The following is a 21,855-nucleotide window of genomic DNA, read 5'->3' on the forward strand; positions in this document are numbered from 1 at the left end:
CCGGGCACCGCAACCACGAGACCGGGGGGTCCCGTTCTGCCATCCCGCGGTGTTCAGGAGAGATCGCCGGGCAGTGGCGTACGGGTCAGAAAGACCGCGTGAGCATTGCACCCGCGCCCCAGTCCGGACTGGCATTCGAAAAGCCATCCACTACATAGGCCTGGGCTTTCCAGTCCTGGTTGATCTTGTGGCTGACAAACGCGGTAACCCCGCGCTGCGACGCGCCGGTTGGCGTTACCTTCTGACGCAGATCGAGGATCAGGCCGCCACTGGTTAGCTGCGTGATCTTGTATACCCCGCCCACCGAGCCATAGAACACGTTGTCCAGCTTAAGCCCGGGGGCGTTGCCCATCACCTTGTAACCCACCGTGCCCAGGGCGGTGAACAGGCCAACGGTTTTGTACATATCCACTTGCGCAGAATAGTCGTTGGCGCCGGTGCCCAGGCCTTTTTTCTCATCCGCCGTTCCGAACTTGACCTTGCCGGTCAGGTCGATCAGCAATGGGTTCGACCCGGTTTCGCCATAGACGTTATAGGTGGCACCCGCCACGACATCCCCCAGACCCGCTTCGGTAGTGCGTGTCGTCCGGGCAGACCGCAACACGATTCCCCCCTGGGTCACGTTGCCGGGACCCGTAATCCGGACATAGGGAACTGTGAGCTGGAAAACCCAGCGCCCGGTTTCGTACCTGCCGGTGAGAGGAATGTACAGGATGTCGGTGGACTGCGTGCCGCCGTACTTGCCCGAACTGTAGTCCAGGCCCGTGGTGAGGCCGAAGCCGGAGTCCCCGGCGGCTGCCTGGGCCGAGACCATGATCATGGCAGCGAGGGCGCCAGTCAGAATCGCACTTTGTGTCATGTTTTTCATTGCTTTACCTTGGAAATGCCAGAACATTACGAATGGGTTGGACGTTCGACCTGCTCAGGACGCTCGACCTTCTCGGGACGTTCGACCTTCTCGGGACGTTCGACCTTTTCCGGGCGTTCGACCTTCTCCGGGCGTTCGACTTTTTCTGGACGCTCCGCTTTTTCCACACGCTCGGCTTTTTCGACGCGCTCCACCTTTTCGTGCTTTTCGGTTTTTTCAATGCGCGCCTGATTGCGTTCCAACTGCTCCCTGGCGTTTTTCAGCCCTCGATTGTCCGGATTTTTGTCAAGATTTTTGCCAACACTGGTCAATGCCTGGCTGAGCGGTTGCTTGGGTGTCGCGATGCTTGTGCTGGCAGTGCTGGTGGTAGCGCCGGAAACCGTGGTGGTGGTCGTGCCCGCAGCCAATACAAGATTGGCACCGCCGGTCAAAAGTGCTGCGCCCAGTGCGGCAGCAATATGGGTTTTAGTAAACATGAACTTCTCCTGTTGGGTAATGATCCGTGACCGCCCGGGCTAATCTCAAGCCTGAATAGCCCAGGCACTGGTATCAGAACCCAGTGTCTGGATTGTGTCCACTGCGGGCCGACAGACGGCATGATAGGGGGGATGAATGGACTTCCTGCAAGACCCGGCTTGCGCGGGAACATCACGCGTGCTGGTTGCCTGTCAAAAGATTACAGCCACCGACAAAAACCGGTGGCTGCATGATCAAGCGATGTACATCCTGTTATTGCCAGCCGTTACCCGAAGCGCTGTCCCGGCGCCAGAGGAACAAAAGAAACGGATGGATTTTGTCACAGGGCAAGGCGCGAGGCGGCGTCATGGCCGGGACAGACTGCTATGGGCGAATGTAGGCGTAGCCTTGTTGCTGTTTTTCCATCAGCTCCACAACGCCGGCCTTCACGTATCCGAGATTCGGCAACATGTCCTCTTTGGTGAGCTTCAGGTTGGTCATGGTGTTGCCGCAGGCAACGACCTGCACACCCGAGCCAAGCGCCTCTGCCACGCGCGTGCCGACCTCCGAATCCAGTTTCAACATGGCAATGCCGGGACCATAGGCAACGACTTCGATATCTGCGTTCCCCTTGCCAAGATCATGTTGAATATTCTTCACATTATTCAGTGTCAGATTCCATTTTTTGGGGTCGGCGTCACTGACCTGAAACACGACTTTCTGCTTGGCCAGGCCCTTCATTTCTCCGGACGATGCGCTGACCGGCTGGGTGCCGGCAGCTGTTGCGGTCAAACTTGCGCCTGCTGCGAGCAGGGCAGCGGTTATCATCAAACTGCCGATAAGATTCGATTTCATGCTGTCTCCTTGCGTTTACGCATTTGGTTTTAATTAATGACGAAGGCAGGCTAATAAACTGGCTCGCTCCACGAATATAGACGGAGCGGGTGGGAGAAATATTCCATACACTGGAATATTTAAATATGCGCGCCATGAAACGCACAGGAATCGGCAGGCTGGCGTCAACAGATATGCCGCTGGCAGCGGCGCCGGGACGCCGCAATCAGAGCAGCATAAACCGCTCAGCCACCACCAGCGCACCGAAGATCAGCACCAGCACCACGCCAAACTTGAGTACATTCCAGACAAACTGGACATAGCGCCGGTTGCCGGTGAACAGATACAGGCCGCCGGAAACCGCCAGGGCCAGCAGCGTCAGCACAAACAGCAGGCGAACGACAATCACGCCACTTACACCGCCGCGGCGTGGAGTTGCCGGATACCGGCAGGCGCGCGCGCCTCGTCGTCAAAGCTGACATATTCCCAGGCGCTCTGATCCTGCAACAAAGTGCGCAGCAGGCGATTGTTGAGCGCGTGGCCGGATTTGTGCGCGTAAAACGCGCCTATAATGGGATGGCCGAGGATGTACAGGTCGCCGATGGCATCAAGCACCTTGTGTTTGACGAACTCGTCCTCGTAACGCAGGCCGTCGTTGTTGAGCACGCGGAACTCGTCCATGACGATGGCGTTGTCCAGGCTGCCGCCCAGCGCCAGGCCGTTGGCGCGCAACCATTCAACTTCCTGCATGAAGCCGAAAGTACGCGCGCGGCTGACCTCCTTGATGTAGGAAGTGCTGGCAAAATCGAGGGTGATTTCCTGGCCGGATTTCTCGAACACCGGATGCTTGAAATCAATGGTGAAGCTGATCTTGAACCCGTCAAAGGGCTCGAAACGCACCCGTTTGTCGCCTTCCACCACCTCGACGGTTTTTTTGATCCGCACGAATTTTTTCGCGGCGTTCTGCGCCTCTATCCCCGCCGATTGCAGCAGGAACACAAACGACGATGCCGAGCCGTCCATGATCGGCACTTCCGGACCGTCCAGATCCACATACACGTTATCCACGCCCAGGCCCGCCAGCGCGGACATCAGGTGTTCGACTGTGGCCACGCTGGCGTGACCATTGTCCAGCGTGGAGCACAGCCGGGTATCGCCCACCAGCCCGGCGGAAACCGGCATATCGACCGGACTGGCCAGATCGACGCGACGAAACACCACGCCGGTATTGGGCGCTGCCGGACGTAATGTCATCAGGACTTTTTCGCCCGTATGCAGGCCCACGCCCGAGGCGCGAATCACGTTTTTTAGTGTGCGTTGCCGGATCATTGCAAATATCCCAAATGAATCAGCGCATTATAGCGCGGATTCGCACAGGCCCCAAACAGGCCGGATCAGCCGGGCGCAGTTCAGTCAGCCTGTTTACGCAGGAATGCCGGAATATCCAGCAGTTCCATGCCCGACTGCTTCATTGCCTCGACTTGCGCTTCACGGCGATTGTTGCGGAATACCGCGGGCTCGGCTTCCATGCTTTGATAATCCATCGAGGTGGCAACGAAATCATCCGTGCCGGTTTTGACAATCACCGGTTTCGGCTGACTGCGTGCCACCGGGCTGCCGAGACCTGTTGCGACCATGGTCACACGCAGTTCTTCGCCCATGTTTTCATCCACCACTGCACCCACGATTACGGTCGCTTCGTCGGCAGTAAAGCTCTTGATGGTGTTCATCACCTCGTGAATCTCGCGCATCTTGAGGTGGGCGCTGGCAGTAATATTCACCAGCACACCGCGTGCGCCTGCCAGGTTGACGTCTTCGAGAAGCGGGCTGGCCACCGCTTGCTGGGCGGCCTGGCGCGCACGTTCGGCGCCGCTTGCCACGGCCGAACCCATCATCGCCATGCCCATTTCCGACATCACGGTTTTCACGTCGGCAAAATCGACGTTGACCAGACCGGGGCAATTGATCACTTCAGCGATACCCGCCACTGCGCCATGCAGCACATTGTTGGCGGCCTTGAAGGCATCGAGCATGGAGACGTCCTCGCCCAGCACCTGCATCAGCTTCTCGTTAGGGATGATGATCAGCGAATCCACATGCCGCGCCAGTGCCTCGATGCCGGAATTGGCCAGGCGCACGCGCTTGCCTTCGAACATGAACGGCTTGGTGACCACCGCCACGGTAAGGATGCCCATTTCCTTGGCGACTTCGGCGACCACCGGCGCTGCGCCCGTGCCGGTACCGCCGCCCATGCCGGCGGTGATGAACAGCATGTCCGCGCCTTCGATCAACTCGGCGATACGCTCGCGGTCTTCCAGCGCGGCTTCACGACCGACTTCGGGATTGGCGCCTGCGCCCAGCCCGCGCGTCACACCCGTGCCCAGCTGCAGCTGGATTTTGGCCTTGTTGCGGTGCAGCGCCTGCGCGTCGGTATTGATGCTGATGAACTCCACGCCCTGCACCCCAAAATCGATCATGTGGTCAACCGCGTTGCCGCCGCAGCCGCCCACGCCAATGACTTTAATAACTGCATCCTGCGTCTGTGTATCCACGATTTCAAACATTGCCATCTCCTTAATCTAACCAATCAAAACTTGCCCGAACCGCCTGTTTGTTCAACCCGCTGCTGCCAACCCATCAAAAATTCCTGAACCAGCCCTTCATCCGCTCGAATATTTGTTTTACCGAACTCCCTGACAGCTTCATCGGCTGATGCCGCTCCTGTTGATCCATGCCTGCCAGCAACAAACCCACGCCCGTTGCATAGCGCGCGTTGCGCATCATTTCCGACAGGCCGCCAGTGTATTGCGGCAGTCCCAGCCGCACCGGCATGTGGAACACCTCCTCGCCCAGATCCACCATGCCCTGCATGGCCGCAGAACCGCCGGTAATCACGATGCCGGAGCGCATCAGTTCCTCGAACCCGCTGCGCCGCAGCTCGGCCTGCACCAGTTCGTAGAGTTCCAGCACGCGCGGCTCGATCACCTCGGCCAGGGTCTGGCGCGACAGCTGGCGCGGTCCGCGTTCGCCCACCCCGGGCACTTCCACCATGTCGTGCGCACCGGCCAATTGACGCAGCGCGCAGCCGTGGGCGATTTTGATGTCTTCTGCGTCCTTCAACGGGGTGCGCAGCGCCAGCGCGATATCGTTGGTGATCTGGTCGCCGGCGATCGGTATCACTGCGGTGTGGCGAATCGCGCCCTGGGTAAATACCGCGATGTCGGTGGTACCGCCGCCGATATCCACCAGCGCCACGCCCAGGTCTTTTTCGTCCTCGGTCAGCACGGCCAGCGCGGAAGCCAGCGGCTGCAGCACCAGGTCGCGCACTTCCAGCCCGCAGCGGCGCACGCACTTGATGATGTTCTGGGCAGCGGACACCGCGCCGGTAACAATGTGCACCTTCACTTCCAGGCGCACGCCGCTCATGCCGAGCGGCTCGCGCACATCCTCCTGGCCGTCCACCAGATATTCCTGCGGCAGGATGTGCAGGATTTGCTGGTCGGTGGGAATATTCACCGCGCGCGCGGTCTCGATTACCCGGTCCACATCGAGCTGTGTCACTTCCTTGTCCCTGATCGGCACCATGCCATGCGAGTTGAAGCTCTTGATGTGGCTGCCGGCAATACCGGTGTATACCTCGCGGATCTTGCAGTCGGCCATCAACTCGGCTTCCTCTAGCGCGCGCTGGATAGCGCCCACGGTGGATTCGATATTCACCACCACGCCTTTTTTCAGGCCGCGCGACGGATGGCTGCCCATGCCGATGACCTCCAGCCCGCCCTCCGGCAACACCTCCGCTACGATCGCGAGAATCTTGGAAGTACCGATGTCGAGGCCGACTATCAGTTCGCGCGTGTCCTTGTATCTGCTCATCCCTGCTTTCCTTGCCCCGTTACCATGCGGGCAGTATGTAATTGATTCTGGCTGAATTCACCGTGGTGTAATGCGGCATGCCTGACGGCGGCGACCGGCACGCGCACCGCAAAGCCATTGGGGTAGCGCAAATCCACATAAGTCACCGGTGTTGCCACGTCGGCCAGGGTGCGCGGATACAGCGCCACAAAACTGGCCAGGCGCGTGTCCATGTGTTCGCGCCCCAGCGCGATGCTCATGCCATCATCCAGGCGGATGCTCCACGCGCGGCGCGCGCTCAGCGCCACTTCTACTGGCCGGTGGTGCAGCGGCAGCAGGATGCGGCTGAAATCGGCATAGCGCTGCGCCACTTCCTTCTCGCTGCCGGGCGGGCCGGACAATAACGGCAAGGGTTGCGCGGTCGCCGCCTGGAATACCTCGCCGTAGGTGTTCAGCAATGCGTCGTCGCCCCAGCGCGCCAGCGGCTTGTGTTCTTCCAGCGTCACCTCCAGCGCATCCGGCCAATGCCGCCGCACACTGGCGCTACGCACCCACGGCAGCTTGGTGAAAGCGACACGTGCCGCCTCCAGATCCGCCGAGAAAAAATTGCCGCGCAAGTGCTGGTACACCACCAGGCCCACCTGCTCGCGCGTGACATGCTGGGCGCCATTCACCTTGATCTGGCGCAGGTCGAACCAGGGCAGGCGCGCGGCCATCACCAGCAACGCCCACAGCACGATGGCTGCGGTTGCCCACAGGCTCCAGCGGGTCAGGCGCGCCAGCGCGACTTCGTCATCCCACACGGGCCGACTCCAGGATTTTCAGCACCAGCATGTCAAAATCCATGCCGGCCGCACGCGCTGCCATCGGCACCAGGCTGTGGTCGGTCATTCCCGGCGAAGTGTTGGCCTCCAGGAAATACGGCTTGCCCGCCGCATCCAGCATCACATCGAGGCGCGCCCAGCCGCTGCACCCCAGCACCTCGAATGCCTTGCGCGCCAGCGCCTGGATAGCCTGCTCCTCGGCAGCGGACAGGCCGCAGGGCACGCGGTACTCGGTGTCGTCGCGCAGGTATTTGGCTTCAAAATCGTAAAAATCCTTTTTCGGCACCAGGCGGATCATCGGCAACACGCTGTCGCCCACAATCGCGCAGGTGTATTCGCCTCCGCCAATGAAGCGCTCTGCCAGTACCAGCGTGTCAGACTGTGCCGCCTTTTCCCAGGCGGGCTTCAGATCGCCTGCCGCAGTCACCTTGCTCATGCCGATACTGGAGCCCTCACGCGCCGGCTTGACGAAAATCGGCAGGCCCAGTTTGCGCACCACCGCATCAAAATCCGTTTCTGCATCGAGCAACGCATACTCCGGCGTGGGCACGCCTGCTGCCTGCCACAGCAGCTTGGTGCGCCACTTGTCCAGCGCCAGCGCCGAGGCCATCACGCCGCTGCCGGTGTACGGGATGCCCAGCAGTTCCAGCGCGCCCTGGATCGTGCCGTCCTCGCCATAACGGCCATGCAGCGCAATGATGACGCGGTCAAAATGCGCACGCGCCAGGTCCGGCAAATCACGTTCGGCCGGGTCGAACGCGTGCGCATCCACGCCCTGGCGCAACAATGCGGCCAGCACCGCGGCGCCGCTTTTCAGCGACACTTCGCGCTCGGCCGAGCGCCCGCCCAGCAGTACCCCGACTTTTCCAAATGCTTTCATTACCCTGCTCACAGTCTTGTCCCAATGATGCGTACTTCGCGTAGCAGTCTCGCCCCGGTGCGCCTGCTCACCAGGTATTCCACTTCATCGATCAGGTCTTCAATATTCGCCGCCGTCGCTCCGCCAAGGTTGACGATGAAGTTGGCGTGCTTTTCCGACACCTGGGCGGCGCCGATACGCATCCCTTTCAGGCCGCACGATTCAATCAGGCGCGCGGCAAAATCGCCCGGCGGATTGCGGAATACCGAGCCCGCATTGGGCAGATTCAGCGGCTGACTGGCGATGCGCCGGTTCAGCAGTTCCCTGATGCGCTGCCGGGACAGCGCGCCATCGCCGCGCGCCAGGCGGAACCAGGCGCCGACGAACCACTCTTCTGCGCCGCTGTTCAATGCCACATGGCGGTAACCCAGGGTGTAATCGGCTGCGCTGCGCTCGGTGACATGGCCCTGGCGATCAAGTGTCAGCACTTGCGCCGCCACATCCCAGGTTTCGCTGCCGTAGCAGCCCGCGTTCATCGCCAGCGCGCCGCCCACGGTGCCGGGAATCCCGGCCATGAATTCGGCACCGACCAGGTCGTGACTGGCGGCATAACGTGCCAGCTTGGGTGCCGCCACACCGGCCTCGGCATACACCACGCCATGCCCCTCGGCCGCTTCGTTTTCCCAGTTCGCGCCTTTGAGCCGCGACTCCAGCGCAATGCGCTTCAATGCGCCGTGCAGCAGCACCACCACGCCATGTACGCCGCCATCGCGCACCAGAAGATTACTGCCCAGTCCGGCGAACACCACCGGCAGGCCGGCAGGCAGGCCGCGCAGGTATTCGGCCAGGTCGTTGATGTCGGCCGGGATATACACGCGCTCGGCACTGCCACCGGCGCGCCAGCTCACGTGCCTGGCCATCGGCTCGTGCAGGCGCGTCTCGCCACGCATGACGGACAGGTTGCTGATCGCGCCGCCCGAGGCGCTATGACCCAGCTCTTCGTTACGTCGCACTGGCCGCCTCCACAATCTGTGCCGGTGTCTGGCCGATGGAGCCGGCGCCCATGCACAACACCACGTCGCCGTCCTGTACCGTATCCAGCACCATGCGCGGCATTTCATTGATATGCTCGACAAATACCGGCTCGGTCTTGCCCGCCACGCGCAGCGCACGCGCCAGCGCACGCCCGTCCGCCGCCACAATCGGCGCTTCGCCCGCCGCATATACTTCGGCCAGCAACAACACATCCACACCGGACAGCACTTTGACGAAATCTTCGAACACGTCACGGGTGCGGGTGTAGCGATGCGGCTGGAACGCCAGCACCAGACGCCGCCCCGGGAAAGCCGCGCGCGCCGCCGCCAGGGTGGCGGCCATTTCCACCGGGTGATGGCCGTAGTCGTCGATCAGCGTGAAACTGGCACCACCGGCGATTGCGACTTCGCCGTAGCGCTGGAAGCGCCGGCCCACCCCGCTGAATTTGGCCAGCGCCTTGACGATGGCGGATTCTGCTGCACCCACTTCCAGACCGACGGCAATCGCCGCCAGGGCGTTGAGTACGTTATGCAGGCCGGGCAGATTGAGGGTGATCTCCATCACCCGCCGCCCGCCGCCATTGATTACCCCGAAGCGCATCTGGCCGCCGCTGTGGATGATATCCACGGCGCGGATGTCGGCACCGTCATTGAGGCCGTAGGTGGTAATCGGCTTGGCGATGCGCGGCATGATCTCGCGCACGTTGGCGTCGTCGCTGCACAGCACCGCCATGCCGTAAAAAGGGATGTGCTGCACGAAATCCACGAACGCCTGCTTCAGGCGGCCGAAATCGTGACCGTAGGTTTCCATATGGTCGGCATCGATATTGGTCACCACCGCCAGCACCGGGGTGAGGTGGAGAAAGGACGCATCCGACTCATCCGCCTCGGCCACGATGAACTCGCCCTTGCCCAGGCGCGCATTGGCTCCTGCCGCTTCCAGCCGGCCGCCAATGACGAAGGTGGGATCCATGCCCGCTTCCGCCAGGATGCTGGCGATCAGCGAGGTGGTCGTGGTCTTGCCGTGGGTGCCGGCCACTGCGATGCCCTGACGCAGGCGCATCAATTCCGCCAGCATGATCGCGCGCGGCACCACCGGGATATGTTTTTCCCGCGCAGCCATGACTTCCGGGTTGTCGTCTTTCACTGCGGTGGAAACCACCACGGCATCGGCACCGGCGATATGCGTTGCCGCATGGCCGCGAAACACCTTCGCACCCTGCCTGGCCAGGCGCCGCGTGGCCGTGTTCTCGGCCATGTCGGAGCCGGTAACGACAAACCCCAGATTGACCAGCACTTCAGCGATGCCGCTCATGCCCGCGCCGCCGATGCCGACAAAATGCAGTTGTTTGACTTTATGCTTCATTGCGCCAGTTCCATGCATATCCGTGCCACGCTTTCGGTGGCATCCGGCCTGGCCAGGGCGCGCGCATGCTGCGCCATGTCCAGTAATTTTTCCCGATCCAGATTGCGCAATACTCCGGCCAGCCTGGCGGGGCTTAGTTCCGCCTGTGGCATGAGCAGTGCAGCGCCGGCTTCGCTCATAAATTTCGCATTGCCGGTCTGGTGGTCATCCACCGCGTGGGGATAGGGAACCAGTACCGCCGGCACCCCCGCTGCCGCCAGTTCGGCAATCGTCAGCGCTCCCGCACGGGTAACCGCGATATCGCACCAGGCATACACTTCGGCCATGTCGGCGATGTAGTCGCGCACCTCGGCAGCCACCCCTGCTGCTGCGTAATTGGCGCGCAGGCTGTCCGCGTGCCTGGTGCCGGACTGGTGGATCACTGCGGGGCGCTCGGCTTCGGGAATCAGCGCCAGCGCGCGCGGCACGGCGTCGTTCAGTGCCGCCGCGCCGAGGCTGCCCCCCACCACCAGCAAGTGCAGTTGCGGCGCCGTGCGCGCCTGCGGCGCAGGCAGGGCGGCAATACTGGCACGCACCGGATTGCCCACCCAGGTAGTCGCCACCTTGCCGCACGGCAGGGGTTTGTCGCGCCTGCTCCTGAATACGTCCGGGAAACCGGTCAGCACCCGGTCAGCCACACACGCCAGTACGCGGTTGGCCAGTCCGCCCACCGAATTCTGTTCATGGATCACCAGCGGCTTGCCCAGCAGCACGCTCATCATGCCGCCCGGAAAACTCGGGTAGCCGCCCATGCCCAGCACCACATCGGGACGGTGCCGCAGCAGGGCACCGAGCGCCTGCGCAAACGCCACCAGCAGCGTCACCGGCAGCAGCAATTTGCGCAGCACACCATTGCCGCGCACCCCGCCCAGCGACAACCATGCCATGGTGTAGCCATGCTCCGGCACCACGCGTGCCTCCATGCCATGACGGGTGCCCAGCCAGACCACGTTCCAGCCGTGATTGCGCAGCGCGGCGGCGGCGGCGAGACCCGGATAGATATGGCCACCCGTCCCCCCGGCCATGACCATGAGCGTGCGCGCCGTGCTCATGCGCCCTTCTTTCCGCGCATCAGGCAGCGCGTTTCATGATCCACGCGCAGCAGCAACGCGATGGCGATACAGTTGGCCACTATCCCGCTGCCGCCAAACGACAGCAGCGGCAGGGTCAGGCCCTTGGTAGGCAGCAGTCCCATGTTCACGCCCATGTTGATGCACGCCTGCACGCCCAGCCACACGCCCACGCCCATCGCGGTCAGCGCGCAGAAGTGGCGTTCCAGCACCGCCGCCTGACGCCCGATCTGGAATGCCCGCAGCACCAGCCAGCCAAACAGCAAAATCACCGCGAGCACGCCGACGAAACCGAGTTCCTCGGCGATGACCGCAAGCAGAAAGTCGGTATGCGCCTCCGGCAGGTAGAATAATTTTTCCACGCTGCCGCCCAGCCCCAGGCCAAACCACTGGCCGCGTCCAAACGCGATCAGGGCATGCGACAGCTGGTAGCCCTTGCCGAACGGATCCGCCCACGGATCCATGAAGCCGACAATGCGCTGCAGGCGGTACGGCGAACTCCAGATCAGCGCCACGAAGCCGACGATCAGCAGCACGATCAGGCCGGCGAAAATGCGCAAATTCAGGCCACCGAGAAACAGCGCGGACATGGCGATGGCAATAATCACCACGAACGCGCCGAAGTCCGGCTCGCTCAGCAACAGGAAACCGGTCAGCAGCATGACGATCAGCATCGGCATGAAACCCTGCCTGAAGCTATGCATGAAGGCGGCTTTGCGCACCGTGTAATCGGCGGCGTAGAGTACCGCTACCAGCTTCATCAGCTCGGACGGCTGCAGATTGAGAATGCCCAGCGGCAGCCAGCGCTGGCTGCCGTTGACGTTGCGTCCGATGCCCGGAATCAGCACTAGCGCCAGCAGCCCCAGGCCGCCGATGAATAGCCAGGGTGCGGCGCGCTGCCACTCGCGCATCGGCACCTGAAACGCGGCAAAGCCTGCTGCAATGCCCAAGCCGATGAACATGGCCTGGCGAATCAGGAAATAGGCTGAATTATGGCCGGTGCGACGACTGCCCTCGGCGATGTCTATGGATGCCGAATACACCATCACCAAGCCGAAGGCGAGCAGGATCAGGGCGATCCACATCAGGACAAAATCGTACTCCGGCACCGCGCTGCGGCGCGGCACGGCGGCAGCCGTGGCGGCACTCATGCGGGCGCTCCTGGCAGGGCACGCACCGCGTCAATGAATACCTGGGCGCGGTGCGCATAATTGTTGAACATGTCGAAGCTGGCGCAGGCGGGCGAGAGCAGCACGGCATCTCCCGGCCGGGCGGCAGCAAAAGCGGCGCGCACTGCGTCCTGCATGGTTTCAGCGCGCAGCACCGGTACGCCCGCGCCGGTCAGCGCGGCGGCTATCAGTGCGCCGTCACGGCCGATCTGCACCACGGCACGCGCATGCTGCGCCACAGCATCCCTGAGCGGAGTGAAGTCCTGCCCCTTGCCGTCGCCGCCGGCGATCAGCACCACTTTCCTGTCCATGCCCTTTAACGCGGCCTCGGTTGCGCCGACGTTGGTGCCCTTGGAATCGTCGTAGAATGCAATGCCGTTGATCGCCGCCACCCACTCCACCCGGTGCGGCAGGCCGCGGAACCGGCGCAGCGCCTCGACCAGCGGTGCCGCCGGCAGACCCACGGCACGGCACAGGGCAAACGCGGCAAGCGCGTTGGCGGCATTATGCCGGCCGGCCAGCGGCAATTGCGCCAGCGGCATCAAGCGCTGCTTGCCTTCCCACATCCAGGCGTCCTCGACACCGAATTCGTTCAGTGCGCGCGGGGGACTGAGGCCAAAGGTCAGCACCGTGCGCCAGGGCAGTGCCATGCCCAAGCTGCGGGCGTCGTCGCGGTTCAATACCTGTATGCCGTCACCGCTGAAGATGCGCGCCTTGGCGGCGGCGTAGGCGCCGAGATCGGCATAGCGATCGAGATGATCTTCGCTGATATTCAGCACGGTGGCGGATGCGGCATTGAGACTGGCAGTGGTTTCCAGCTGGAAACTGGACAATTCCAGCACAAAGATATCCGCCTCTGGATGGTCGTCCAGCGCATCCAGCACGGGCAAACCGATATTGCCCGCCATGATGGTTTTTTTGCCCGCCGCCGCGCACATCGCACCGACCATGCTGGTGACGGTGCTCTTGCCGTTGGAGCCGGTGATGGCGATGACTTTTGCCGTGGCGGGGACAGCCTGGGCGAACAGCTCGACATCTCCTTCCACCGCCACACCGCGCAGCATGGCCTGCTGGATCAGCGGCCCGGCCACGGCAACACCGGGGCTCACCATGATGCGCTCGGCCCAGTCGAAATCGGCTCTGCGAAACGGGCCGGTTGACACCGTCACATCAGGCAGCACTTCGTGCAGGCGCGCCAGATTGGGCGGTGCGCTGCGGCTGTCTGCCACGCGTACAGTGGCGCCGCGCCGCGCCAGCCAGCGCGCCGCAGACAGGCCGGTATCGCCCAGCCCGAGCACCAGAATATTTTGCCCGTACAAATTCATCAACGCAGCTTCAACGTAGACAAGCCGATCAACACCAGCATCATGGTGATGATCCAGAAACGGACGACGACTTGCGTCTCCTTCCAGCCCTTCAATTCATAGTGGTGATGCAGCGGCGCCATGCGGAACACGCGCTTGCCGGTGAGTTTGAATGAGGCGACCTGGATCATCACCGACAGGGTTTCCATCACGAACACTCCGCCCATGATGAACAGCACGATTTCCTGGCGCACGATCACCGCCACCACCCCCAGTGCAGCGCCCAGCGCCAGCGCGCCGACGTCGCCCATGAACACTTCCGCCGGGTAGGCGTTGAACCACAGGAAAGCCAGCCCCGCCCCCGCCATGGCGGTGCAAAACACCACCAGTTCGCCCGCGCCGGGGATGTGCGGCACGCCGAGATACCTGGAAAACACCGCGTTGCCGGCCACGTAGGCGAAGATGGCCAGCGCCGAAGCCACCATCACCGTGGGCATGATCGCCAGCCCGTCGAGGCCGTCGGTGAGGTTGACCGCATTGCTGGAGCCGACGATGACGAAGTAGGTGAGAACGACAAACCCCACCGTGCCCAGCGGAATCCCGATGTGTTTCAAGAACGGCACGATCAGTTCGGTCTGCGCGGGCAATTGGGTGGAGTAGGCAATAAACAGGGCCGCAGCCAGCCCAATCAACGACTGCCAGAAATACTTGGCCTTGGCCGGCAGGCCCTTGGGATTGCGATGGACAACTTTCCGGTAGTCATCCACCCAGCCCACCGCGCCAAACCCGAGCGTGGTGAACAGCACCACCCATACGTAGTGGTTGGACAAATCCGCCCACAGCAGTGTGGAGATGGTAATGGACACCAGTATCAGCGCGCCGCCCATGGTCGGTGTGCCCGCCTTGACCAGATGGCTTTGCGGACCGTCGTCGCGTATCGCCTGGCCGATTTTCATCGAAGTCAGCTTGCGGATGACGGCAGGGCCGACCACGAACGAGATGGTGAGCGAGGTCAGCGTGGCCAGCACCGCACGCAGCGTGATGTAGTTGAACACGTTGAACGCACGTATATCCTGTGCCAGATGTTGGGCAAGCCAGAGCAGCATTAGCGGGTTACCTCGAAACTTTTCACCACCCGTTCCATCTGCATGAAACGGGAACCTTTGACCAGCACGGTCACCCCGGCATCCAGCCGGTTTTCCAGTTCCGCCAGCAATTCTTCGATGCGCTCGAAATGCATCGCGCCCGCACCGAATGTTTCAACTGCCGCGGCACTCATCTCGCCCAGCGCCAGCAGCTGGTCAACCTGCGCCGCACGCGCAGCACGGCCAATTTCGGCGTGCATTGCGGCAGCATCCCCGCCCAGCTCGCCCATGTCGCCCAGCACCACAATCTTCTTGCCGGGGATGGCCGCCAGCACTGCCAGTGCGGCGTTTACCGAATCCGGGTTGGCGTTGTAGGTATCGTCAATCAGGGTGGCGCCATGCAGCGCAGGTTTGAACTGCAGACGCCCGGCCACACCGTCAAATCCGGCCAGGCCATCAACGATTGCGCGGGCGTCCACTCCCAGCGCCAGCGCGGCGGCGGTCGCGGCCAGGGCGTTGCGCACGTTATGTTCCCCGGCCACACGCAGGCTGAATTGCAGTTCGCCTAGCGGCGTCGCCGCCGTCACTTCACTGCCGCGTGCCGTAGCCCGGTAGCTGCCGCGGATGGCGGCACCATAATCCATGCCGAAATCCAGCACCGGATGCTGGCCTGCCAGGGTGCGCCACAGCCCGGCATGGGTGTCATCGGCGTTGATTACCGCCACGCCGCCATCTCCCAGACCCGCGAAGATTTCGCCTTTGGCGCGCGCCACGTTTTCTACCGAGCCCAGCATGCCCACATGCGCAGCACCCGCGTTATTGACCAGCGCCACCTCGGGGCTGGCCAGCCGGGTCAGGTAGTCAATCTCGCCGCTGTGGTTCATGCCCATCTCGATCACCCCATACACATGCTCGGGGCGCAGACCCAGCAGCGTGAGCGGCATACCGATGTCGTTGTTGAGATTGCCCCGGGTGGCCAGCACCGCAGCGCCGGAACTGGCAGCGCGCAGGATCGCCGCGAGCATTTCCTTGACGGTGGTTTTACCGTTGCTGCCGGTGATGGCCACCAGGCGCGCGGGCATTTGCGTGCGCCACCAGGCCGCCAGCCGGCCCAGCGCCAGCCGCGTGTCGTCTACCAGCAGCGCGGGTTGCGCGCTGCAGCCGCTATCTGCTGCGATCATTACCGCTGCCGCGCCGCTGTCCAGCGCCTGCCGGGCAAAGCGATGGCCGTCAAAACGCTCGCCCTGGAGCGCCACGAACAAGTCTCCCGGCTGGATAGTGCGGGTGTCGGTGGCGACACGTGCAAACTCCACATCCGCGCCGCGCATGCCGGCATGGATGGCGGCGGCGGCGGTGGCTAGCGTCATCATGCGCATGCGTACGCCTCCAGCGCCTGGGTGGCAACGGCAACATCGCTGAACGGGTGCTTCACGCCGTGTATCTCCTGATAATCTTCATGTCCCTTGCCCGCCACCAGCACCACGTCGCCGGCATCCGCCGACTGCACCGCAGCCGATATGGCGGCGCCACGATCGGCTTCGATGCGATAGTCGCCGCTCATGCCTGCCGTGATGCCGGCGATGATGGCCAGCGGGTCTTCGTTGCGCGGGTTGTCCGAGGTGACCAGCACGCGGTCTGCCAGACGTGCAGCAATCGCGCCCATCAATGGACGCTTACCGGCATCACGGTTGCCGCCGCAGCCGAATACGCAGATCAGCTTTCCGTGCGGATTCATTTCACGCAGCGCGTAGAGCACCTTTTCCAGCGCATCCGGGGTGTGCGCATAGTCCACCACCACCACCGGCTTGCCGGCGCCGCCCAGCGCCTGCATGCGCCCGGCCACCGGTTTGATCGCCGCCAGTTGCCGCACTGCGTCCGCCATGGGCACACCGCTTACCAACAGTGTTGCCAGCGTGGCGAGCAGGTTGTAGGCATTGAAGCCGCCGAGCAGCGGCGAGACCAGGTGCGCGTTTCCCCATTCGGATTCGACATCCATTTCCAGGCCGCTGGCGCTGAGCCTGAGCGCAGTGCCGCGCACCCGGCTGCCGTGCATGCCGTAACTCACCACCTCCACTTTGCCGGCGCGCAATTGATCGGCAAGCGCACGGCCAAACGCATCATCGGCATTGAGCACCGCGTAGCGCAGCCCCGGCCACTGGAACAGCACGGTCTTGGCGGCAGCGTAAGCGGCCATGTCGCCATGATAGTCAAGATGGTCGCGCGACAGGTTGGTGAGCACGGCCACGTCAAATTGCACGCCGTTCACCCGGCCTTGCGCCAGGCCATGTGAGGATACTTCCATTACCGCAGCGCGCGCGCCTTGCGCCACATAGCCAGCCAGCGCCTGCTGCAACACGACGGCATCAGGAGTGGTGTTGGCCGACGCCGTGAGCGCATCCGGGAAGCCATTGCCCAGCGTGCCGATCACCGCGCTGCGCTGGCCGCTGCCGGTCAGGCTTTGTGCCAGCCAGTGCGCGCACGAAGTTTTGCCGTTGGTGCCGGTCACACCGATCATCCATAATTTCCCGGAAGGATCGCCGTACACCGTTGCGGCAATTTCGCCAATGCGGTCTTTCAGGCCAGCCACCGCCACATTGGGTAGCTGCGCCCACTGTTGCGGCCAGGTGTAGCCACGCTGCTCCCACAGCACAGCGGCCGCACCCGCCGCAATCGCCTGCGCCAGATGATCGCGGCCATCGCCCGACTCACCCGGATACGCGGCAAAGCCGCAGCCCGGGGTGACTTTGCGGCTGTCGGCGGTGAGCGTAGTCAAACGCGCGCCCTGGCGCGCCAACGCCGCCAGGATGGCGGCGGCGGTTTGCTGTTGAGCGTCAGCGGCGGCGATCACATCGATTCCTCTTCCGCATGGCGCGCTGCCGGCGGCAGCACCACGTTGCCGGTGGGGTTGTCCGGCGGCACGTCGAGCACCCGTAGCGCACCGCTCATCACATTGCTGAACACCGGCGCTGCGACGATGCCACCATAGTATTGGCCGGCGTCGGGCTCATCTATCATCACCGCGACAATCAGGCGCGGGTTACTGGCGGGCGCCATACCGATGAATGAGGCAATGTATTTGTGGGCGGAGTAGCGTCCATCTTCCGGCTTGTGCGCGGTGCCGGTCTTGCCCGCCACCCGGTAGCCGGCTACCTGGGCACGCGGCGCGGTGCCTTCCGGCGACACCACGGTTTCCATCATGGCGCGCACCGCACGGGCAGCGGCGGGGCTGAATACCTGCACGCCGCTGGCGGATGGGACATCCTGCCTCAACAGGCTGACCGGCCTCATCATTCCGTCATTGGCAAACACGGTATAGCCGCGCGCCATCTGTAACAGGCTTACTGCGATACCGTTGCCATAGGCCATGGTTGCCTGTTCGATGGGGCGCCAGCTCTGATACGGGCGCAAGCGGCCGCTGGCAGCCCCGGGGAATCCCACTTTCGGCGCGGTGCCGAATCCGGCCTTGTGCAGTTCGTTCCAGAAATATTCCGGCCTGAGTTCCAGTGCGATCTTGGCCGCACCGATGTTGCTGGATTTCTCGATAATCTGCGAGATGGTGAGCATGCCGTTGGCGTGGGTGTCGTGGATGCGCCTGTTACCCAGCAGATAGCTGCCGTCGCCGGTGTCGATCACCGTATCCGGCCTGATCGTGCCCGCATCCAGTGCCGCCGCCACTGTAAACGGTTTCATCGTCGAACCCGGCTCATACTCGTCGGTGACCGCATGGTTGCGCATCTGCCAGAGCTTGACGCCCTCGCGGTTGTTGGGGTTGTACGAGGGCAGATTGGCGAGCGCCAGAATCTCGCCGGTTCTGGCGTCCAACACCACAATCGCGCCATCCTTGGCCTTATTGGCGACCACCGCATTCTGCAGTTCGCGGTAGGCCAGATACTGAATCTTCATGTCGATCGACAACACCAGATCACGCCCCGGCTTCGGGCTCTGGATGCTTTCCACATCCTCCACGATATTGCCGCGCCGGTCCTTGATGACGCGGCGGCTGCCGGGTATGCCGGCGAGCCAGTTTTGATAGGTCAGCTCCAGCCCTTCCTGACCCACGTCATCCACGTTGGTAAAACCCAGCAACTGTGCGGTGACATCTGCAGAGGGGTAGTAGCGGCGGTATTCGCGGCGCAGGTACAGCCCCGGAATCCCCAGCTGGGTGGCGGCCACAGCCTGGTCCGGCGGCAGCTGGCGTTTGAGATAGACGAATTCACGGTCTTTTTCATTGAGGCGCGTTTGCAGCCCCGCCGCCGGTATTCCCAGAACCTTTGCCAGGTGCCGGACCTGCTCCGGGGTAGCGCTGACCGAACCCGGGTTGGCCCACAGCGACTCCATCGGCGTGCTGATGGCCAGTGGCTCGCCGCGACGGTCGGTAATCATGCCGCGGTGCGCGGGTAATGCCAGTATGCGGTTCACCACCGCGTCACCCTTGCGCTGCAGAAAATCATGGTGCAGCCCTTGCAAATACACGGCGCGCCCTACCAGCATCAACAACCACAGCAACAGCAGCGCGGCCACGACGCGCCCGCGCCAGCGCTGCAGGTGCAGTTCCAGTAAATGGCTGGACGGACGCGCGGCAATGCGGCTCATTGCGCACCACTTCCCACGTCGTTCACTACCTGCACGCGATCGGCCGACGGCACCTGCATTTGCAGGCGCTGTCTGGCCAATATTTCAATGCGCCCATGCATCGCCCAAGTGCTTTGTTCCAGCTGCAACTGCCCCCACTCCACATCCAGCTGGCGCTGGCGCGCCTGCTCCTGCTGCAATTCAACAAACAGCTGGCGCCCGTGATGCTGGCTGTTCACCACACCCAGGGCGCAGACCACCACCAGCGCCAATAGCGCCATGTGGGCGCGGCTCACCCACCACCTCCGCAGCGCTCGGCAACACGCAGGGTGGCGCTGCGCGCACGGGGATTAGCGGCGATTTCGGAGGCATGCGGACGAATTGCGCGCCCCACCAGGCGCATTTTCGGTTCGGGAATATCGGCAGCACGGACCGGCAAGCGGCGCGGCAGCGGCGGCGGGCTCGACGCCTCGCGCATGAAGCGCTTGACGATGCGGTCTTCCAGCGAGTGAAAACTGATCACCGCCAGGCGCCCGCCGGGCGCGAGCAGCTGTTCGGCCTGGGGCAGCGCCAGCGACAACTCCTCAAGCTCCCGATTGATGTAAATCCGTATAGCCTGAAAGGTGCGGGTCGCCGGATTTTGCCCTGGCTCACGCGTGGGCACGACTCCCGCCACGAGATCTGCAAGCCGCTTGGTGGTTGCGATCGGCGCGCCTGCTCTCTGCGCAACAATCGCGCCTGCAATCGATTTAGCATACCGCTCTTCGCCATAATCCTTGATGACCTCCCTGATCTCCCCTTCATCGGCCTCGGCCAGCCAGGCCGCGGCAGACAGCCCGCGCGTGGTATCCATACGCATGTCGAGCGGCGCGTCGAAACGAAAGCTGAAACCGCGTCCAGCCTCGTCCAGCTGCGGTGAAGACACCCCCAAATCCATCAACACACCACTCACCTGATCCATGCCGCGCGCGCGCAACACTTCTGTCATCTGCGCGAAGCTACCATGAACAATCTCGAAACGCGGATCTTGCCAGCCTTGCCCAACCGCCATTGCAGCCGGGTCTTTATCAAACGCAATCAGGCGCCCGCCCGCTCCCAGTTGCGCCAATATGCTGCGGCTGTGCCCGCCGCGGCCAAAGGTCGCATCCACATATACGCCGTCCGGCCTGACATTCAGTGCCGCAACCGCTTCCTCAAGTAGAACCGTTTCGTGCCGCAAGCCGGAGCTCACAGCGAGAAACCCTCCAGCTCTGGCGGCATGGCGCCATCCCTGAACGCCAGCGCCTGCTCCATCTGCGCCTGCCAGCGTTCTTCATTCCACAATTCGAATTTCACGCCCTGCCCTACCAGCACCACGTTTTTTTCCAGCGCCGCAAACTGGCGCAACATGGCGGGCAGCAAAACGCGCCCGGCACCATCCATCTCCAGATCGGCAGCATTCCCCACCAGCAGACGCTGCAAGCTGCGCGTCTGCGGGTTGAAACTGGACAGGCTATTGAGCTTTTTCTCGATGGGTTCCCACTCAGGCAGCGGGAACAACAGCAGACATTGACTGGGGTCGGCCGTCACCACGATGCGTCCGGCACCATGCACCATGAGCGCGTCACGATACCTGGACGGCACAACCAGCCGACCTTTGCTATCCAGGTTAAGTGTTGCGACGCCGCGGAACATGAAACCCCTTTTTACATTGCACAGAGGAAGTTTCCCACTTTCCCCCACAATTCACCACTTCGGCCCACTATAGATAAAAAGCGATGGAGGGTCAAGCGACAAAAATGGATTTTTGCAAGACGTTACAAACACTTACACAACATCAATAAATGCCAATAAACAATCAAAAATAAGCACATAGCCAACTATCTGAAGGCATGATATTAAGTATTGCCGGAAGGAGGTGAAACCGATACCCGGCGTGAGCCAGGTTTATTTTTCGCCTGCGGACGCAGGCTGGGGTGGATCGCTTAAATAACGCACTTCGAGCACTTCGATTTCGCGCATTCCCGCCGGACTCTGGAAACGCACCACATCGCCGGCGCGCGCCTTGGCCAGCGCCCGCGCCAGTGGAGACACCCAACTGATGCGTCCGCCAGCCGGGTCGGCCTCATCCACGCCGACGATCTGATAGGTATGCTGGCTGCCGTCTTCCTCGCCCACGCTTACCGTGGCGCCGAAAAACACCTGCTCGATGCCCTGCTGGGCACGTGGATCAACCACAACCGGATCATCCAGGCGCCTGGTGAGGTAACGCAGGCGGCGGTCGATCTCGCGCAGGCGTTTTTTGCCGTAAATGTAGTCGCCGTTCTCCGAACGGTCGCCATTCGACGCCGCCCACGACACGGTTTCAACCATCTGCGGACGTTCTACCTTGAGCAGGTGGTCAAATTCGGCCTTGAGCAGCGCATGGCCGCGCGGGGTCATGTAGTTCTTGGCGCCTGGCGGGAGTTGCGGCTCGGCAGCGGGTTCTTCATCGTCCGCGTCGGATTCTTTGGTGAAGGCTTTGCTCATCGGAAAACAGGAAAG

General features: G+C 62.7%; 22 protein-coding genes. All 22 read right to left on the bottom strand.

The features are described 5' to 3' along the window. Positions 1 to 85: 85 nt before the first annotated feature. The gene (locus tag GZH91_RS16045; protein WP_147074795.1) at positions 86 to 868 is read right to left on the bottom strand and encodes a transporter family protein; all 783 of its coding nucleotides are present in this window, start codon (positions 866 to 868) and stop codon (positions 86 to 88) included. Positions 869 to 894: 26 nt separating this feature from the next. Beyond that, positions 895 to 1,344, bottom strand: a complete 450-nt coding sequence (locus GZH91_RS16050) for a hypothetical protein (RefSeq protein WP_147074796.1) — start codon at positions 1,342 to 1,344, stop codon at positions 895 to 897. 364 nt (positions 1,345 to 1,708) lie between these two features. Beyond that, positions 1,709 to 2,179: a DsrE family protein gene (locus GZH91_RS16055; protein ID WP_147074797.1), complete on the bottom strand. Its 471-nt coding sequence runs from the start codon at positions 2,177 to 2,179 to the stop codon at positions 1,709 to 1,711. A gap of 205 nt (positions 2,180 to 2,384) precedes the next feature. Beyond that, the gene (locus tag GZH91_RS16060; protein WP_147074798.1) at positions 2,385 to 2,567 is read right to left on the bottom strand and encodes a hypothetical protein; all 183 of its coding nucleotides are present in this window, start codon (positions 2,565 to 2,567) and stop codon (positions 2,385 to 2,387) included. A gap of 5 nt (positions 2,568 to 2,572) precedes the next feature. Next, positions 2,573 to 3,487: a UDP-3-O-acyl-N-acetylglucosamine deacetylase gene (gene lpxC / locus GZH91_RS16065; protein WP_147074799.1), complete on the bottom strand. Its 915-nt coding sequence runs from the start codon at positions 3,485 to 3,487 to the stop codon at positions 2,573 to 2,575. Positions 3,488 to 3,567: 80 nt separating this feature from the next. After that, positions 3,568 to 4,722: a cell division protein FtsZ gene (gene ftsZ, locus GZH91_RS16070; RefSeq protein ID WP_147074800.1), complete on the bottom strand. Its 1,155-nt coding sequence runs from the start codon at positions 4,720 to 4,722 to the stop codon at positions 3,568 to 3,570. A gap of 73 nt (positions 4,723 to 4,795) precedes the next feature. After that, positions 4,796 to 6,031: a cell division protein FtsA gene (gene ftsA, locus GZH91_RS16075; RefSeq protein WP_147074801.1), complete on the bottom strand. Its 1,236-nt coding sequence runs from the start codon at positions 6,029 to 6,031 to the stop codon at positions 4,796 to 4,798. Further along, positions 6,028 to 6,813 carry a cell division protein FtsQ/DivIB gene (locus tag GZH91_RS16080; RefSeq protein WP_223264637.1) on the bottom strand — a complete coding sequence of 262 codons (786 nt, stop codon included), beginning with the start codon at positions 6,811 to 6,813 and terminating at the stop codon, positions 6,028 to 6,030. The genes ftsA and GZH91_RS16080 overlap by 4 nt, the downstream gene beginning before the upstream one ends. Beyond that, positions 6,803 to 7,714 (bottom strand): D-alanine--D-alanine ligase, encoded by a 912-nt coding sequence (locus tag GZH91_RS16085; RefSeq protein WP_170227462.1) that lies wholly within the window; start codon positions 7,712 to 7,714, stop codon positions 6,803 to 6,805. Before GZH91_RS16085 ends, GZH91_RS16080 begins: the two co-directional genes overlap by 11 nt. Before the next feature lie 8 nt (positions 7,715 to 7,722). Then, the gene (gene murB, locus GZH91_RS16090) at positions 7,723 to 8,706 is read right to left on the bottom strand and encodes a UDP-N-acetylmuramate dehydrogenase (RefSeq protein ID WP_371860386.1); all 984 of its coding nucleotides are present in this window, start codon (positions 8,704 to 8,706) and stop codon (positions 7,723 to 7,725) included. Further along, on the bottom strand, positions 8,696 to 10,093 hold the full coding sequence (gene murC / locus GZH91_RS16095; protein ID WP_147074803.1) for a UDP-N-acetylmuramate--L-alanine ligase: 1,398 nt from the start codon (positions 10,091 to 10,093) through the stop codon (positions 8,696 to 8,698). The genes murB and murC overlap by 11 nt, the downstream gene beginning before the upstream one ends. Further along, positions 10,090 to 11,184: an undecaprenyldiphospho-muramoylpentapeptide beta-N-acetylglucosaminyltransferase gene (murG, locus tag GZH91_RS16100; RefSeq protein WP_147074804.1), complete on the bottom strand. Its 1,095-nt coding sequence runs from the start codon at positions 11,182 to 11,184 to the stop codon at positions 10,090 to 10,092. The genes murC and murG overlap by 4 nt, the downstream gene beginning before the upstream one ends. Next, positions 11,181 to 12,353, bottom strand: a complete 1,173-nt coding sequence (gene ftsW, locus GZH91_RS16105) for a putative lipid II flippase FtsW (RefSeq protein WP_147074805.1) — start codon at positions 12,351 to 12,353, stop codon at positions 11,181 to 11,183. The genes murG and ftsW overlap by 4 nt, the downstream gene beginning before the upstream one ends. After that, a complete protein-coding gene (gene murD, locus GZH91_RS16110; RefSeq protein ID WP_174861872.1) occupies positions 12,350 to 13,696 on the bottom strand; it encodes a UDP-N-acetylmuramoyl-L-alanine--D-glutamate ligase in 1,347 nt (448 codons plus the stop codon). The genes ftsW and murD overlap by 4 nt, the downstream gene beginning before the upstream one ends. Beyond that, a complete protein-coding gene (gene mraY / locus GZH91_RS16115; RefSeq protein WP_147074807.1) occupies positions 13,696 to 14,781 on the bottom strand; it encodes a phospho-N-acetylmuramoyl-pentapeptide-transferase in 1,086 nt (361 codons plus the stop codon). Before mraY ends, murD begins: the two co-directional genes overlap by 1 nt. Next, positions 14,781 to 16,136, bottom strand: coding sequence for a UDP-N-acetylmuramoyl-tripeptide--D-alanyl-D-alanine ligase (locus GZH91_RS16120; protein WP_332835330.1), 1,356 nt, complete (start codon positions 16,134 to 16,136; stop codon positions 14,781 to 14,783). Before GZH91_RS16120 ends, mraY begins: the two co-directional genes overlap by 1 nt. Then, on the bottom strand, positions 16,127 to 17,605 hold the full coding sequence (locus GZH91_RS16125; protein WP_174861874.1) for a UDP-N-acetylmuramoyl-L-alanyl-D-glutamate--2,6-diaminopimelate ligase: 1,479 nt from the start codon (positions 17,603 to 17,605) through the stop codon (positions 16,127 to 16,129). Before GZH91_RS16125 ends, GZH91_RS16120 begins: the two co-directional genes overlap by 10 nt. Beyond that, on the bottom strand, positions 17,605 to 19,353 hold the full coding sequence (locus GZH91_RS16130) for a peptidoglycan D,D-transpeptidase FtsI family protein (protein WP_147074808.1): 1,749 nt from the start codon (positions 19,351 to 19,353) through the stop codon (positions 17,605 to 17,607). Before GZH91_RS16130 ends, GZH91_RS16125 begins: the two co-directional genes overlap by 1 nt. Continuing rightward, positions 19,350 to 19,628 carry a cell division protein FtsL gene (ftsL, locus tag GZH91_RS16135; RefSeq protein ID WP_147074809.1) on the bottom strand — a complete coding sequence of 93 codons (279 nt, stop codon included), beginning with the start codon at positions 19,626 to 19,628 and terminating at the stop codon, positions 19,350 to 19,352. The genes GZH91_RS16130 and ftsL overlap by 4 nt, the downstream gene beginning before the upstream one ends. Continuing rightward, positions 19,625 to 20,563 carry a 16S rRNA (cytosine(1402)-N(4))-methyltransferase RsmH gene (gene rsmH, locus GZH91_RS16140; protein WP_147074810.1) on the bottom strand — a complete coding sequence of 313 codons (939 nt, stop codon included), beginning with the start codon at positions 20,561 to 20,563 and terminating at the stop codon, positions 19,625 to 19,627. Before rsmH ends, ftsL begins: the two co-directional genes overlap by 4 nt. Next, positions 20,560 to 21,006 (bottom strand): division/cell wall cluster transcriptional repressor MraZ, encoded by a 447-nt coding sequence (gene mraZ / locus GZH91_RS16145; RefSeq protein ID WP_147074811.1) that lies wholly within the window; start codon positions 21,004 to 21,006, stop codon positions 20,560 to 20,562. The genes rsmH and mraZ overlap by 4 nt, the downstream gene beginning before the upstream one ends. Before the next feature lie 252 nt (positions 21,007 to 21,258). Further along, complete coding sequence (gene greB, locus GZH91_RS16150; RefSeq protein WP_147074812.1) at positions 21,259 to 21,840, bottom strand: transcription elongation factor GreB; 582 nt, start codon at positions 21,838 to 21,840, stop codon at positions 21,259 to 21,261. Positions 21,841 to 21,855 lie beyond the last annotated feature (15 nt).

The sequence above is a fragment of the Sulfuriferula plumbiphila genome (assembly GCF_009938015.1).
GTDB lineage: Bacteria > Pseudomonadota > Gammaproteobacteria > Burkholderiales > Sulfuriferulaceae > Sulfuriferula > Sulfuriferula plumbiphila.

Coding starts and splice junctions, on each gene's coding strand:
- GZH91_RS16045 (WP_147074795.1), bottom strand. CDS start 868: ATGAAAAACATGACACAAAGTGCGATTCTGACTGGCGCCCTCGCTGCC.
- GZH91_RS16050 (WP_147074796.1), bottom strand. CDS start 1,344: ATGTTTACTAAAACCCATATTGCTGCCGCACTGGGCGCAGCACTTTTG.
- GZH91_RS16055 (WP_147074797.1), bottom strand. CDS start 2,179: ATGAAATCGAATCTTATCGGCAGTTTGATGATAACCGCTGCCCTGCTC.
- lpxC (WP_147074799.1), bottom strand. CDS start 3,487: ATGATCCGGCAACGCACACTAAAAAACGTGATTCGCGCCTCGGGCGTG.
- ftsZ (WP_147074800.1), bottom strand. CDS start 4,722: ATGTTTGAAATCGTGGATACACAGACGCAGGATGCAGTTATTAAAGTC.
- ftsA (WP_147074801.1), bottom strand. CDS start 6,031: ATGAGCAGATACAAGGACACGCGCGAACTGATAGTCGGCCTCGACATC.
- GZH91_RS16085 (WP_170227462.1), bottom strand. CDS start 7,714: ATGAAAGCATTTGGAAAAGTCGGGGTACTGCTGGGCGGGCGCTCGGCC.
- murC (WP_147074803.1), bottom strand. CDS start 10,093: ATGAAGCATAAAGTCAAACAACTGCATTTTGTCGGCATCGGCGGCGCG.
- murG (WP_147074804.1), bottom strand. CDS start 11,184: ATGAGCACGGCGCGCACGCTCATGGTCATGGCCGGGGGGACGGGTGGC.
- ftsW (WP_147074805.1), bottom strand. CDS start 12,353: ATGAGTGCCGCCACGGCTGCCGCCGTGCCGCGCCGCAGCGCGGTGCCG.
- murD (WP_174861872.1), bottom strand. CDS start 13,696: ATGAATTTGTACGGGCAAAATATTCTGGTGCTCGGGCTGGGCGATACC.
- mraY (WP_147074807.1), bottom strand. CDS start 14,781: ATGCTGCTCTGGCTTGCCCAACATCTGGCACAGGATATACGTGCGTTC.
- GZH91_RS16120 (WP_332835330.1), bottom strand. CDS start 16,136: ATGCGCATGATGACGCTAGCCACCGCCGCCGCCGCCATCCATGCCGGC.
- GZH91_RS16130 (WP_147074808.1), bottom strand. CDS start 19,353: ATGAGCCGCATTGCCGCGCGTCCGTCCAGCCATTTACTGGAACTGCAC.
- mraZ (WP_147074811.1), bottom strand. CDS start 21,006: ATGTTCCGCGGCGTCGCAACACTTAACCTGGATAGCAAAGGTCGGCTG.
- greB (WP_147074812.1), bottom strand. CDS start 21,840: ATGAGCAAAGCCTTCACCAAAGAATCCGACGCGGACGATGAAGAACCC.